13 protein-coding genes are annotated in these 13,940 nt (G+C 45.2%); 5 read left to right on the top strand and 8 right to left on the bottom strand.

Annotation, left to right across the window (positions count from 1 at the left end):
* Positions 1–117: 117 nt before the first annotated feature.
* The 7 genes from yidC to AB4482_RS04420 form a co-directional block, all read right to left on the bottom strand.
* Entirely contained in the window at positions 118–1,740 is a 1,623-nt protein-coding gene (yidC, locus tag AB4482_RS04450) for a membrane protein insertase YidC (RefSeq protein ID WP_017058806.1), read from the bottom strand.
* 2 nt (positions 1,741–1,742) lie between these two features.
* The gene (gene yidD / locus AB4482_RS04445; protein ID WP_004735802.1) at positions 1,743–2,000 is read right to left on the bottom strand and encodes a membrane protein insertion efficiency factor YidD; all 258 of its coding nucleotides are present in this window, start codon (positions 1,998–2,000) and stop codon (positions 1,743–1,745) included.
* Positions 1,967–2,290 carry a ribonuclease P protein component gene (gene rnpA, locus AB4482_RS04440; RefSeq protein ID WP_017055478.1) on the bottom strand — a complete coding sequence of 108 codons (324 nt, stop codon included), beginning with the start codon at positions 2,288–2,290 and terminating at the stop codon, positions 1,967–1,969. The genes yidD and rnpA overlap by 34 nt, the downstream gene beginning before the upstream one ends.
* A gap of 45 nt (positions 2,291–2,335) precedes the next feature.
* Complete coding sequence (gene rpmH / locus AB4482_RS04435) at positions 2,336–2,470, bottom strand: 50S ribosomal protein L34 (RefSeq protein ID WP_004735800.1); 135 nt, start codon at positions 2,468–2,470, stop codon at positions 2,336–2,338.
* A 206-nt stretch (positions 2,471–2,676) separates the two neighbouring features.
* On the bottom strand, positions 2,677–3,414 hold the full coding sequence (locus tag AB4482_RS04430; protein ID WP_017063027.1) for an amino acid ABC transporter ATP-binding protein: 738 nt from the start codon (positions 3,412–3,414) through the stop codon (positions 2,677–2,679).
* Positions 3,411–4,082, bottom strand: a complete 672-nt coding sequence (locus AB4482_RS04425; RefSeq protein WP_372128555.1) for an amino acid ABC transporter permease — start codon at positions 4,080–4,082, stop codon at positions 3,411–3,413. Before AB4482_RS04425 ends, AB4482_RS04430 begins: the two co-directional genes overlap by 4 nt.
* A 135-nt stretch (positions 4,083–4,217) precedes the next feature.
* A complete protein-coding gene (locus AB4482_RS04420) occupies positions 4,218–4,967 on the bottom strand; it encodes an amino acid ABC transporter substrate-binding protein (RefSeq protein ID WP_009848135.1) in 750 nt (249 codons plus the stop codon).
* A 311-nt stretch (positions 4,968–5,278) separates the two neighbouring features.
* Here AB4482_RS04420 and dnaA point away from each other — a divergent pair, with 311 nt between their 5' ends.
* The 5 genes from dnaA to AB4482_RS04395 all read left to right on the top strand — a co-directional run bounded on the left by dnaA (position 5,279) and on the right by AB4482_RS04395 (position 12,389).
* Positions 5,279–6,700 (top strand): chromosomal replication initiator protein DnaA, encoded by a 1,422-nt coding sequence (gene dnaA, locus AB4482_RS04415; RefSeq protein ID WP_017058808.1) that lies wholly within the window; start codon positions 5,279–5,281, stop codon positions 6,698–6,700.
* 81 nt (positions 6,701–6,781) lie between these two features.
* On the top strand, positions 6,782–7,882 hold the full coding sequence (gene dnaN, locus AB4482_RS04410; RefSeq protein WP_017058809.1) for a DNA polymerase III subunit beta: 1,101 nt from the start codon (positions 6,782–6,784) through the stop codon (positions 7,880–7,882).
* 53 nt (positions 7,883–7,935) lie between these two features.
* A complete protein-coding gene (gene recF / locus AB4482_RS04405) occupies positions 7,936–9,015 on the top strand; it encodes a DNA replication/repair protein RecF (RefSeq protein WP_017058810.1) in 1,080 nt (359 codons plus the stop codon).
* Between the two features lie 17 nt (positions 9,016–9,032).
* Complete coding sequence (gene gyrB, locus AB4482_RS04400; protein ID WP_017058811.1) at positions 9,033–11,450, top strand: DNA topoisomerase (ATP-hydrolyzing) subunit B; 2,418 nt, start codon at positions 9,033–9,035, stop codon at positions 11,448–11,450.
* 504 nt (positions 11,451–11,954) lie between these two features.
* Positions 11,955–12,389: an Hsp20 family protein gene (locus AB4482_RS04395; protein ID WP_009848140.1), complete on the top strand. Its 435-nt coding sequence runs from the start codon at positions 11,955–11,957 to the stop codon at positions 12,387–12,389.
* 106 nt (positions 12,390–12,495) lie between these two features.
* Here the strand turns inward: AB4482_RS04395 and AB4482_RS04390 are convergent, their stop codons facing one another.
* Positions 12,496–13,746 (bottom strand): valine--pyruvate transaminase, encoded by a 1,251-nt coding sequence (locus AB4482_RS04390; RefSeq protein ID WP_372128774.1) that lies wholly within the window; start codon positions 13,744–13,746, stop codon positions 12,496–12,498.
* Positions 13,747–13,940: the final 194 nt, after the last annotated feature.

The raw sequence follows: 13,940 nt of genomic DNA, 5'->3' as shown, positions 1-13,940 counted from the left end.
AGCATGTGAAAGCCAAAAAGGGGCGCTCACGATTAATCAATTAGCTGAATTGTAATCAGCTAAAAACAAAAAGGCGACCTTTTGGTCGCCTTTCTTTGTCTCTTTCTATTATCGAACTTACTTAGAATGTAAGCCTTTCTTTTCCAGCGCGCGGTAGATAAGCGTTTGCTGAATCAGAGTTACGATGTTCGATACTAGCCAGTATAGAACCAGACCTGAAGGGAAGAACAGGAAGAAGAATGTGAACATAACCGGCATAAAGGTCATGATCTTCTGCTGCATTGGATCCGTTACAGTTGTCGGGCTCATCTTCTGGATTAGGAACATTGAAGCACCCATCAGAAGTGGCAAGATGTAGTATGGGTCTTGTGCTGAAAGGTCAGTAATCCAACCGAAGAACGGTGAGTGACGCAGTTCAACAGACTCCATTAGTGCCCAGTATAGCGAAATGAAGATAGGCATTTGCAGAAGGATAGGTAAACAGCCACCTAGTGGGTTTACTTTCTCTTTCTTGTAAAGCTCCATCATTTCTTGGCTCATGCGTTGACGGTCGTCGCCGATACGCTCACGCATTGCAGTCAGCTTAGGCTGAAGCATACGCATTTTCGCCATAGACGTGTACTGAGCTTTCGTTAGTGGGTACATAGCACCACGAACGATGAAAGTTAGACAGATGATTGCCAGACCCCAGTTCACAACGATGCCTTGAATGAACGAAAGCAGAGTATGAAGTGGTTTAGCAATGAACCATAACCAACCGTAGTCAACTACTAGGTCTAGGTTAGGTGCAACAGCAGCCATTTGGTCTTGAAGTTTAGGACCAACCCAAAGCGTTGCTTTGAAGTTTGCTTCGTCGCCAGTAGCGATGGTTTTGTTCGGCATGCGAACACCGATGTCGCCAAGGTTACCAATTACACGAGTGTAAAGGTTGCTGCCTGCTTCGTCGCGTGGGATCCATGCACTTGCAAAGTAGTGCTGAATCATCGCTGCCCAACCTTGACCGTTTGCTAGGTTAAGAGACAGGTTGCGATCTTGCATGTCGTCGAAGCTGTATTTTTTGTAACGCGTATCTTCCGTAGAGTAAGCACCACCACGGTAAGTTGGCATTGTTAGGCTACCGCCGTCATCCATTACGTTCTGACGCAGGTGAGCGTACATGCCGAATGTCGCGTTGTTACCAGAGTTGTTGACTACATCGTATTCAACATCCATTGCGTAGCTGCCACGCTTAAGGATGAATGTTTTCGTGTAATCAAGGCCGTTCGCTTGGTAAGTCATCGGGATGCGTAGTTCATCCTGACCATCAGCAAGCGTGAAGCTGTCTGCTGAAACTGTGTAGCTTGGGCGGTTTGTGCTGCTTAAATCGATACCTTGAGGACCCACTAGACCGCTTTGTGCGATAAATTGGTGACCTGGTTCGTTTTTAAGAAGAACAAACGTATCTTCAGAATCGAACTCAGCAGAGTAATCGTTTAGGTTTGCTTTAACGACATCACCACCAACCGTATCAATTGACAGAGTCAGTACATCAGTTGTTACTGTGATAGTTTTAGCAGAAGAAGCAACTTGACCAGGAGCCGGGTCTAGATCATCTGCATAAGATGGCGCTGGTAGGGTGCTGCCAGATTGTGCCTGCTCAACCGCTTGTGGTGCTGGATTCTGAGCTACGTTCCATTGTTGGAACAGTAGGAAAGAAACCAAAGCCAATGCGATTAACAGGATATTACGTTGAGAATCCATCGTTATTTATCTCTGTCTTGTTTTTGGACTGGTGGAACGGGGTCAAAGCCCCCTTCGTTCAAAGGATGGCATTTTAATAGACGTTTGCCTGATAACCAACACCCTTTTACAAAACCGTGAGCTTTCAACGCTTCTATCGCATATAAAGAGCAGGTTGGAGTAAATCGGCAGCGTGGGCCGATGAGTGGACTAATAAACCATCTATAAAAATAGATGGGTATTAGCGCTATCCACGCGAAGGGCGAGACAGGCGAAGCCATAATTTGTCGAGTAGCTTGAACATTTCTTCATTGCTTAAATCTTGCGCGCTCTTCTTAGCGATTACAACAAAATCTTTGTTAGGAAGTTTGTGTTGAGTGTTACGAAAGCTTTCACGAGTAAGACGCTTGAATCGGTTACGACCCACGGCGGTTTTAATCTGCTTTTTCGGAACGGCTAATCCAAGACGAGGATTTGAAAGAGAGTTATTTCGGGCAATGATGGTGAAATGAGGGGAGCCAGCTCGATGAGCTTGCTTGAAGACATTTTGATAATGTTCGGGAGTTAACAAGCGTAACTCCCGACCGAAGGCTAGCTTATTCAAAATAATCAAAGATTACTTAGAAAGACGCTTACGGCCTTTTGCACGACGTGCATTGATTGTTGCGCGACCGTTCTTAGTAGCCATGCGAGCACGGAAACCGTGAGTACGCTTACGCTTTAGAACTGTAGGTTGAAAAGTGCGTTTCATTGTAATTACCTTACTGATCAGTAGTTTTAGGTTTTTGTTAAACCCGGCGTGGGCATTTTTTCTCTTCTTTATATAAGAAAGGAAAACCGACGCCTCTCAACAAAGAGGCGGAATTGTAATCACTGTCACAAAAAGTGTCAATGATTGGGTTAACTAAAATTCCGGTCGGGGGATTATACGTAGAATAACTAAAATCACAAGGATCCTTAGTCGATCCCAACCTTATTTAAGAATTTTTTTAATTTAGGATCCTGTGGATTACCAAAAATATCCTGTGGAGATCCCTGCTCGATAATATGACCGTCAGCCATGAAGATCACTCGGTCTGCGACCTCTCTCGCGAACTGCATTTCATGGGTAACCACCAGCATGGTTTGATGCTGATTTGCCAGTTTTTTCATTAGGTTAAGCACTTCGCCAACCCACTCAGGATCGAGCGCTGAAGTCGGCTCATCAAACAGTAAAAGCTCGGGTTGTAGTGCCATTGCACGGCCAATACCCACCCGTTGTTGCTGGCCACCAGAGAGCGCGGCTGGGTAGCTATCACCTTTGTCACCTAAGCCAATATCATCAAGTATTTGTTGTGCTTTTTCATGGGCTTGCTGTTTTTTCCAACCACGAACGGTAATTAAACCTTCAGCAATATTCTGTCTCGCGGTTTGGTGAGCGAACAGTGCATAGTTTTGGAACACAAAACCGGTCTTACGACGCAGTGCAAGCACCTCTGCCTTAGTGTGTTTCTGAGTATCAACCTTGATATCATCAATCGAAATCGTGCCTTGATCGGCTTGCTCTAGAAAATTCACACAACGCAGTAGGGTAGATTTACCCGTACCACTTGAACCTATGATGACAATTATCTCACCTTGTTTGATTTCTAGGTCGATCCCTTTCAAAACTTCGGTGTCACCAAACTGCTTGTGGATACTTTGTAATTTGATCATCGTACATACGCCTTATTCAGTTTCACTTCGGCCCAAATTTGAATACGAGTGAGGATAACCACCACGCCCCAGTAAATCAGTGCGACTGCTAAGAAAGCCTCGAAGAAGCGGAAACTTGAAGAAGCCTCCATCTGAGCTTTAGCCATGATTTCGGCGACACCTAGGGTGAAGGCAAGTGAAGTCGACTTGATCATATCGATGAAGTAGTTCATCAACGACGGCAGTGCCACGCGAGTTGCTTGCGGTAAGATCACTCGGCGCATCGCTTGGCTGGTTGTCATACCGACCGAAAGGCTGGCTTCCATCTGGCTGCGATCAATACCGATAATCGCGGCACGAATACTTTCTGCCATATACGCGGCAAAGTGCAGGGTTAAGCCAATCACAGCGGCGCTGAAGGCATCCAACCCAACCATCCACGGGAAGACTTGTGGTAAGCCGTAATAAAGGAGGAACAGCTGCACCAACAGTGGTGTGCCTCGGAAGAAGCTAATGTACAGCTGGCTCAGTTGGTCGAGCGCTGGGATTTTGAATACACGAATATTCGCCAGTATCAGAGACAGGATCAGAGCAAAGAACAAGCCCCAGGTCGCCATCTCCATCGTGGTGCCTAAATACTTCAGTAGTATTGGCAACAGCTCTAGCATGTAATTAAAGTCAAATCCCATAATCTATCTCGTATTTTTATTGGCAGTTTTGTTCTATATGTAAGTACTGTTGTATCAGGTTTTTTAATCAGTGCACAAAAGCAAAAAGCCCACCGCTGTATAAAGCAGTGGGCCTTGAATGGAGAAAGTGAGTAATTACTTCTGAGTAATGTCCGCACCAAACCATTTCTGAGAGATACTTTCTAGCGTACCATCTGCGCGCATTGCTGCTAATGCTTCATTTACTTCTGCTTGCAGTTTTTTGCCGTTATCGTTGTCGACGAAAGGCCAAGCGTTTTCAATTGTTTCGAATGGCTGACCTGCTAGTTGTAATGGTAGACCAGTCTTCTTGATAAGCTCTAGTGCTGATAGGCGATCCATTACGAATGCATCGGCACGACCCAGTGCCACGTCATGTTCAATACCTGTATCGTAGGTTTTGACATTGATCTTGCCATCTTTGTCGTAGCTGCGAAGCAGTTGTTCAAAGTTTGAGCCTAGGTTTACCGCAACCGTCTTGCCATCAAGGTCTTCGATGCCTTTAATGCTGTCATTACCTTTACGAACGGTAATTTGTGCGCCGTCTACTACGTATGGGTCTGCGAATAGGTATTTCGCTTTACGTGCATCCGTCATTGTAATTTGGTTTGAAATGGTATCGATGCGACCCGTTTCAAGAAGACCAAACAGACCAGAGAAGTTTGCCGTTACGTATTCAACCTTGTAATCGTTACGCTTACCGATCTCATCCCATAAATCCACTTCAAAACCCTGTAGCTGGTCTTGTTTAACGAACGTAAACGGGAAATAGCGACCAGACATGCCGACTTTAACTTCAGTCGCAGCTTGAACAGTAGCAGCAGAGAGTGCGATAGCCGCAATTGCAGCCTTAATCCAGTTATTCATTTGGTAACTCCTTATATTTATGGGTTTGGATGTTACTGGGAAAATGCTCACTAGAATAAATAACCAGATGTTATTAACCATAACCAGATTGAATTCCCGATTTGGGGATAACTAGCAAGGATCCGGGCATAAGTGGATCATTGTGTGAGTAAATTAGGGGCAAGATGTGTGGATCCACCGATAAATTACAAATTTATTGTGAATAACTTGGATCTTATTCACTGGATCTGTGATCAATTGCTGGTGATCTGACTTATCAACAGGTAAAATTAGCGGTCATTTCATATTACTTTAAATAGAGTGAGGGCACCGTGTCATCTTCGCTTTGGTTGCAGTGTTTGCAACAGCTTCAAGAAGAGTTACCAGCTACAGAATTCAGTATGTGGGTTCGTCCGTTACAAGCGGAACTCAATGACAATACTCTAACTCTATTTGCACCGAACCGTTTCGTACTCGATTGGGTTCGTGATAAGTATCTAAATAGCATTAACCGTCTGCTGCAAGAATATTGCGGTAACGATATCCCACATCTTCATTTTGAAGTGGGAAGCAAGCGTGTGATTGCACCAAAGCCTGCGACACCGACACCAACTCAGACTCGCACTGCAGCTGATGTGGCCGCTGAGTCATCAGCACCTGCGCAATTACAAGCTCGCAAACCTGTCCATAATATCTGGCGTGATGAAGAGCCTGTCGCGGTTGACTTGAATCACCGCTCAAACGTGAACCCAAAACATAAGTTCAATAACTTTGTTGAAGGTAAGTCGAACCAACTCGGTTTGGCTGCGGCACGTCAGGTTTCTGATAACCCAGGTACAGCCTACAACCCGTTGTTCCTATACGGCGGCACTGGTTTAGGTAAAACGCACTTGTTGCATGCGGTGGGTAACGCCATTGTTGATAATAAGCCGAATGCGAAAGTGGTTTACATGCACTCAGAGCGTTTTGTTCAGGATATGGTAAAGGCTCTGCAAAACAACGCGATCGAAGAATTTAAGCGCTACTACCGTAGTGTTGATGCATTGCTTATCGATGACATCCAATTCTTTGCTAATAAAGAGCGTTCTCAAGAAGAGTTCTTCCATACCTTTAACGCGCTGCTTGAAGGCAATCAACAGATCATCCTAACGTCTGACCGTTATCCAAAAGAGATCAACGGGGTAGAAGATCGTCTTAAATCTCGTTTCGGCTGGGGTTTGACGGTAGCGATTGAGCCACCAGAGCTTGAGACACGTGTTGCGATCTTGATGAAGAAAGCCGAAGACCACCAAATTCACCTTGCGGATGAAGTGGCGTTCTTTATTGCCAAGCGTCTACGCTCTAACGTTCGTGAACTGGAAGGCGCATTGAACCGTGTTATTGCGAATGCAAACTTCACTGGCCGCCCGATCACGATCGACTTCGTGCGTGAAGCACTGCGTGACCTACTTGCACTGCAAGAAAAACTGGTCACTATTGATAACATTCAAAAGACAGTAGCCGAGTACTACAAAATCAAAGTCGCTGATCTATTGTCTAAGCGTCGTTCTCGTTCTGTTGCTCGTCCACGTCAATTGGCGATGGCACTGGCGAAAGAGCTAACAAACCATAGCTTGCCTGAGATTGGCGATGCATTCGGTGGTCGTGACCACACGACGGTACTGCATGCTTGTCGTAAGATTGCTCAGCTGCGTGAAGAGAGCCACGACATTAAAGAAGATTATTCGAACTTGATTCGTACCCTTTCTTCTTAATACACAGTATTCTTAACCTTAATAAGCAGAATCTTGGCCACGTACTATTACGCAGTGCCATTTAGACCGTAAGAGCAAGATATGAAATTTACCATTGAACGTAGTCACCTGATTAAGCCATTACAACAAGTATCTGGCGCACTCGGTGGCAGGCCAACGCTTCCAATTCTAGGAAACCTACTGATTAAAGTAGAAGATAACGTGTTGTCGATGACAGCGACGGATCTAGAAGTTGAACTGATCAGCCGTGTAACGCTTGAAGGTGATTTCGAAGCGGGTAGCATTACCGTACCTTCACGTAAATTCCTAGATATCTGCCGTGGATTGCCAGATAACTCAGTGATCACGGTGGTATTGGATGGTGACCGTATTCAGGTTCGCTCTGGTCGTAGCCGCTTCTCTTTAGCAACATTACCTGCGGCAGATTTTCCAAATATTGAAGACTGGAGCAGTGAAGTTGAAGTGTCAGTGACACAAGCTGAACTTCGCGGTCTTATCGAGAAAACACAATTCTCAATGGCTAACCAAGATGTTCGTTACTACCTCAACGGTATGTTGTTTGAGATTGAAGGCTCTATCCTGCGCAGCGTAGCGACCGATGGTCACCGTATGGCAGTATCTCAAGCACAACTGGGTGCGGATTTTGCTCAGAAGCAGATCATTGTTCCTCGTAAAGGTGTTCAAGAGTTAGTGAAGCTATTGGATGCACCTGAACAGCCAGTAACACTGCAAATTGGTAACTCTAACGTGCGAGCTGAAGTGAACAACTATGTCTTCACTTCTAAGCTGGTTGATGGTCGTTTCCCTGATTATCGCCGCGTAATGCCGCAAAATACCACCAAGACACTTGAAGCTGGCTGTGATGAATTACGTTCAGCATTTTCTCGTGCTGCGATTCTATCGAATGAAAAATTCCGTGGTGTTCGCGTTAACCTTGCGGATAGCGAGATGCGCATTACCGCGAACAACCCAGAGCAAGAAGAAGCAGAAGAAGTACTCGATGTTAACTTCGACGGTGACGCGCTAGAGATTGGCTTCAACGTAAGCTACGTATTGGATGTTCTGAACACACTGCGTTGTGAACAGGTTCGCATCTCAATGTCAGACGCCAATGCGAGTGCTCTTATCGAGAACGCACAAGATGACAGCGCGATGTACGTTGTTATGCCAATTCGCTTATAAGCAGCCCTATGTTGACCTACCGAGTCGTGATTGAAGATTAATATGAAGACGTTATGCCTTTATCGCGCTTAATCGTTAAGCAGTTTAGAAATATTGAAGCCTGTGACATTCAACCGTCATCAGGCTTTAACTTTCTTATAGGGGCTAACGGAAGCGGCAAAACCAGTGTCCTTGAAGCTGTGTATCTGCTCGGACATGGTCGCTCATTCAAGAGTTCACTTACCGGTCGTATCATACAAAACGAGTGTAGTGAGCTGTTTGTACATGGCCGTTTTATGACCTCGGATCAATTTGAGCTGCCAATTGGCATTAATAAGCAGCGCGATGGCACGACAGAGGTTAAAATAAGCGGTCAAACTGGGCAAAAGTTGGCTCAGTTAGCTCAAGTCTTACCTTTGCAGTTGATTCACCCTGAAGGGTTTGATTTACTAACCGATGGACCTAAGCATCGCCGAGCATTCATTGATTGGGGAGTCTTCCACAGTGAGTCGGGCTTTTATGATGCGTGGGGCAGGGTAAAGCGCCTCAATAAGCAGCGAAACGCCTTATTGAAAACGGCAACGCACTATCGAGAGCTGAGCTATTGGGACCAAGAATTGGCCCGTTTAGCAGAAAGCATCAGTCAGTGGCGTGCCACCTACGTTGATCAGCTCAAAGAAGTCGCCGAAGAAATCTGTGCGACCTTCCTTCCTGAGTTTGAGATAAAGATTAACTACTATCGTGGCTGGGACAAAGACACCCCGTACGCCGATATATTAGAAAAGAATTTTGAAAGGGATCAGCAGCTTGGTTACACCTTTAGTGGGCCAAACAAAGCGGATCTGAAGATAAAAGTGAACGGCACTCCAGTGGAAGATGTCTTGTCACGAGGTCAATTGAAGTTGATGGTGTGCGCGCTACGAGTAGCACAAGGGCAACACCTCACTCAAATGACAGGTAAGCAGTGCATCTATTTGATAGATGACTTCGCTTCCGAATTAGATAGCCAACGCCGAGCACGTCTTGCTGAGTGTTTAAAGGCGACCCAGGCTCAAGTTTTTGTAAGCTCTATTACCGCTGATCAGATTGCAGATATGCATGACGAAAATAGCAGGATGTTTCATGTGGAACATGGCAAAATAGAGCAAGGATAATTAGTCAGAGAGTAACTATGTCAGATAATTACGATTCATCGAGTATTAAAGTACTGAAGGGTCTGGATGCGGTACGTAAGCGTCCTGGAATGTACATTGGCGACACGGATGATGGTACCGGTCTGCACCACATGGTTTTTGAGGTGGTAGATAACTCTATTGATGAAGCGCTAGCTGGTCACTGTAATGACATCATTGTAACTATCCATGAAGATAGTTCTGTGTCTGTGAGCGATGACGGCCGTGGTATTCCAACAGAATTGCACCCAGAAGAAAACGTATCTGCAGCCGAAGTAATCATGACGGTTCTTCACGCTGGTGGTAAGTTCGATGATAACTCGTACAAGGTATCTGGTGGTCTGCACGGTGTTGGTGTTTCAGTAGTTAACGCACTTTCTAAGCAAGTTACTCTTACTATCCACCGCGGTGGCAAAATCCACACTCAAACCTACAGCCACGGTGAGCCTCAAGCGCCACTAGCGGTTATCGGTGACACGGATAAAACAGGTACAGAGATTCGTTTCTGGCCGAGTGAAGAAACCTTCACTAACATCGAGTTCCATTACGACATTTTAGCTAAGCGTCTACGTGAGCTATCATTCTTGAACTCAGGTGTATCAATTAAGCTAATTGACGAGCGCGAAGAAGACAAAATGGATCACTTCGAATACGAAGGCGGTATCCAAGCGTTTGTTGAACACCTTAATACTAACAAAACGCCAATCATCCAAAAAATCTTCCACTTTAACTCTGAGCGCGAAGACGGTATTACCGTTGAAGTTGCGATGCAGTGGAATGACGGCTACCAAGAAAACATCTACTGTTTCACCAACAACATCCCTCAACGCGATGGTGGTGCTCACTTAGCAGGTTTCCGTGCGGCGCTAACGCGTACTCTGAACAGCTTCATGGACAAGGAAGGCTTCTCTAAGAAAGCGAAGACTGCGACCTCTGGTGATGATGCTCGTGAAGGTCTGACGGCGATTGTTTCTGTTAAAGTGCCTGATCCTAAGTTCTCAAGCCAAACTAAAGATAAGCTGGTTTCTTCAGAAGTGAAGTCTGCCGTTGAATCTACAATGGGTGAGAAGTTGTCTGAGTTCCTTATTGAGAACCCAGGTGAAGCGAAAACAGTTTGTTCTAAAATTATTGATGCAGCACGTGCTCGTGATGCAGCGCGTAAAGCTCGTGAAATGACTCGTCGTAAAGGCGCATTAGATTTAGCGGGTCTTCCTGGTAAGCTTGCTGACTGTCAGGAAAAAGATCCTGCACTGTCTGAACTATATATTGTGGAAGGAGACTCTGCTGGCGGTTCAGCTAAGCAGGGGCGTAACCGTAAGAACCAAGCAATCCTACCGCTGAAAGGTAAAATCCTTAACGTAGAGAAAGCACGTTTCGATAAAATGCTGTCTTCTCAAGAAGTAGCAACGCTAATCACCGCTCTTGGTTGTGGTATTGGTCGTGACGAATACAACCCAGATAAACTGCGTTACCACAACATCATCATCATGACCGATGCCGATGTCGATGGTTCTCACATCCGTACCCTGCTACTGACGTTCTTCTACCGTCAAATGCCAGAGCTGATTGAACGTGGCTACATCTACATTGCTCAACCGCCACTTTACAAAGTGAAGAAAGGTAAGCAAGAGCAGTACATTAAAGATGAAGATGCGATGAACCAGTATCAAGTATCTTTGGCTTTAGACAACGCAGAACTGCACGTAAACCCTGAAGCGCCAGCATTTGCAGGTGAAGGTTTAGAGAAGCTTGTTCAGCAATACAATGCAGGCATCAAGCTTGTTGATCGTATGAGCCGCCGTTACCCACGCGCATTGGTTCACGAACTGATTTACGTTCCTCGTCTAACGGCCGAGCAGTGTCATGATGACGCGGCAGTTGAAGCTTGGGGTAAGCAGCTTGTTGAACAGCTAAACGCGAAAGAAGTAGGTGCAAGCCAATACAGCCTTGAAGTTGAAAAACACGAAGAGCTAGGCTTAAGCGTTCCTAAGATTGTGGTTCGTACTCATGGTGTGACTCATGAACACCTACTAAGCATCGATCTTATTAACTCTAAAGAGTTTGGTAAGCTAGCGGATCTTTCTGAAGCTCTTGATGGCTTGATTGAAGAAGGCGCTTACATTAAGCGTGGTGAGCGTACTCAAGAAGTTTCTAGCTTCGTTGATGCTCTGAACTGGTTAGTGAAAGAGTCTCGTCGTGGTCTAAGCCTACAGCGATACAAAGGTCTAGGTGAGATGAACCCTGATCAACTTTGGGAAACCACGATGGATCCTGAAACTCGCCGTATGATGCAAGTAACAATTGAAGACGCTGTTGGTGCTGATTTGTTGTTTACGACGCTAATGGGTGACCAAGTTGAACCTCGTCGTAACTTCATCGAAGAGAATGCACTGAAAGTAGCAAACCTAGACGTTTAGTCTCTTTGATACTTCGCTCTTTGGCTTAATTTCTGTGTCAGAGGTGCTCACATACATTCGTATGCTCCGCGCCTCTTCCTTGAACTAAAGCCAAATAGCTTCGTCTCAAAAAACTAAAATCATTTTAAAGCACTATCCTTTGGATGGTGCTTTTTTATGTTTGTAAGATATTGAAAAATATTGAGTTGCAAAAATAATTGAAAATAACCCCTTGAAACTATTTTGCTCAATCCATATATCTATTTGTGAAGAGGATGACTGTCTTGCTCTACAAGAGAAGAAACAGAACCTTCATTACCGCTAACGAAGTATCGCTCAATAGAGGATAACTTTGGCAGCACACAACTTAAAAATTGATTCATTGCCATGTCCCAGCGTTGTCGCCAATAGAGGTGAAACCCGAGGAATGCGAATTGAATCTCTTAGCTGTTTACTGGGTCACACACAGGTTAGATCCAAGTAAAATTCGCAGCTAAGACTATTGCTTACTAAAAGGATAGCATTATGAGAACTGTAGATTTCACTCCACTTTACCGCAACGCAATCGGCTTCGATCGTCTATTCAACATGATGGAAGCGAATACATCGAAGAACTCTTCTGGCGGTTACCCTCCATACAACATCGAGCAAAAAGACGAGAACAACTACCGTATTACTATGGCAGTCGCTGGTTTTGCTGATGATCAATTAGATCTGACTCAGAAAGAGAACATGCTAATTGTGAAAGGTGAGCGTAAAGCAGAAGCAGAGAAAACCTTCGTATACCAAGGTATCGCAGAGCGCGATTTCGAGCGTAAATTCCAACTGGCTGACTACGTAAAAGTGGTAGGTGCAAGCATGGAAAATGGTCTTCTTCACATCGACCTCGAACGCGAAATCCCAGAAGCGATGCAACCACGTAAGATTGCTATCAATGGTAATAGTCTACTAGAAGGTTAATTACTGTTAGCTCCTTAGAGCTAAAAAATATCGGGAAGTAAAAGTGAAAGAGCACCTCATGAGGTGCTCTTTTTGTATTTGGCCTACAGTAAGCTAAAAGCTCTTATTACTGCTCTGAGTAAGCCTTTTTCACTTCATCAGCAATGATCGCAATACCCTTCTGCATTGCTTCATCATCTTGTACGTAGTTCATACGTAGGCACTGATGAGCATGATCCCACTCGTCTTCTTGGCCGATAAAGAAGTATTCACCCGGAACAATCAATACGCCGCGAGCTTTAAGGCGGTCGTACAGTTCCATTGTGGTGATTGGTAGCTCATCAAACCATAACCATAAGAAGATAGCGCCTTCAGGTTTATGGATACGGAAGCGTGGGTCATCGATAGCGTCTTGTAGTAGTTCTACTGCACGTAAAGATTTCTCTTTATAGAAAGGCTTAATCACTTCACTGCTCAAGCGCAGCAGGTCACCGTTCTCAATCATGTGGTTGGCGATAGCGGGCCCAACACTGCTTGGTGCTAAGCTGATGATGCCATTCATGTTGGTTAGTGCTTGGGTTACTTCTTCACTCGCAATCACGATACCGCAACGCACACCCGGCAAACCAAGCTTAGATAAACTCATGCACAGAATCGTATTTTCATTCCAGAACGGTTCGACATCTTCAAAGATGATGTTTGGAAACGGCAGGCCGTAAGCATTGTCGATCAGTAGCGGGATGTTGTTTTCACGCGCGAGCTTGTCCAGTTTACGTACTTCATCGTCGGTCAGTACGTTGCCTGTTGGATTGGTTGGACGAGATGCACAGATAGCCGCGACTGAGTCATCAACCTTTAGTTGTTCAAAATCGACGTGGTATTTGAACTGGCGGTTTTCTAGCAGCTCGATCTCTGGGTGGTAAGAGATAAAGATATCGTCATCAATACCCGCGTCGCCATAGCCGATGTATTCCGGTGCGATAGGCAGTAGGATTTTCTTATGTGAGCCGTCAGGCTGTTGACCTGCTAAAAGGTTGAACAGGTAAAAGAAGCCACTTTGACTGCCGTTAGTCAGGCTGATGTTCTTTTCGCTGATGTCCCAACCATAGGTCTCTTTCAGCATTGCCGCTAACGACTTGATGAAGCTGTCTTTGCCCTGCGGACCATCGTAGTTGGCGAGGGCGGCGATGAGTTCTCCACTGGCGAGCATGTCGGCACTGGCTTGGTTAAAGTAATCGAGCATGGCTGGGATAGCGGCTGGGTTACCACCACCGAGCATGATTGCGCCTGGAGTGCGCAGGCCATCATTTAAATCATCCATTAAACGAGTGATTCCAGAGTATCGATTAAACTTTTCACCAAACTTAGAGAACTGCATTACTAATTTTACCTAATTCATTGTGATTGCTTGTTACGTGTCATTAAGGCAGACCTTATGTCTGCCATCAGTGTATTCCTTGAACATACCGCAATGTTTTTGCGACGCATAGCGCCAAATGCTCTAACACGTAAAAAACTTCTATAAAGTTTGGTTAATGAGTGACAGCTTGCTTATTGAACGTACCTTTAGCG

The sequence above is a fragment of the Vibrio sp. 10N.222.55.C7 genome (genome assembly GCF_041473335.1).
Lineage (GTDB): Bacteria > Pseudomonadota > Gammaproteobacteria > Enterobacterales > Vibrionaceae > Vibrio > Vibrio crassostreae_C.
Note: the sequence above shows the minus strand (reverse complement) of the source record. Positions and strands in the feature narration are given on the sequence as shown.

What these genes read in the sequence shown, in the direction of transcription:
- AB4482_RS04425 (WP_372128555.1), bottom strand. Translation starts at nt 4,082, where the DNA reads ATGGGATTTGACTTTAATTACATGCTAGAGCTGTTGCCAATACTACTG.
- AB4482_RS04390 (WP_372128774.1), bottom strand. Translation starts at nt 13,746, where the DNA reads ATGCAGTTCTCTAAGTTTGGTGAAAAGTTTAATCGATACTCTGGAATC.
- gyrB (WP_017058811.1), top strand. Translation starts at nt 9,033, where the DNA reads ATGTCAGATAATTACGATTCATCGAGTATTAAAGTACTGAAGGGTCTG.
- AB4482_RS04395 (WP_009848140.1), top strand. Translation starts at nt 11,955, where the DNA reads ATGAGAACTGTAGATTTCACTCCACTTTACCGCAACGCAATCGGCTTC.
- yidC (WP_017058806.1), bottom strand. Translation starts at nt 1,740, where the DNA reads ATGGATTCTCAACGTAATATCCTGTTAATCGCATTGGCTTTGGTTTCT.
- recF (WP_017058810.1), top strand. Translation starts at nt 7,936, where the DNA reads ATGCCTTTATCGCGCTTAATCGTTAAGCAGTTTAGAAATATTGAAGCC.
- rpmH (WP_004735800.1), bottom strand. Translation starts at nt 2,470, where the DNA reads ATGAAACGCACTTTTCAACCTACAGTTCTAAAGCGTAAGCGTACTCAC.
- dnaN (WP_017058809.1), top strand. Translation starts at nt 6,782, where the DNA reads ATGAAATTTACCATTGAACGTAGTCACCTGATTAAGCCATTACAACAA.
- AB4482_RS04420 (WP_009848135.1), bottom strand. Translation starts at nt 4,967, where the DNA reads ATGAATAACTGGATTAAGGCTGCAATTGCGGCTATCGCACTCTCTGCT.
- AB4482_RS04430 (WP_017063027.1), bottom strand. Translation starts at nt 3,414, where the DNA reads ATGATCAAATTACAAAGTATCCACAAGCAGTTTGGTGACACCGAAGTT.
- yidD (WP_004735802.1), bottom strand. Translation starts at nt 2,000, where the DNA reads ATGGCTTCGCCTGTCTCGCCCTTCGCGTGGATAGCGCTAATACCCATC.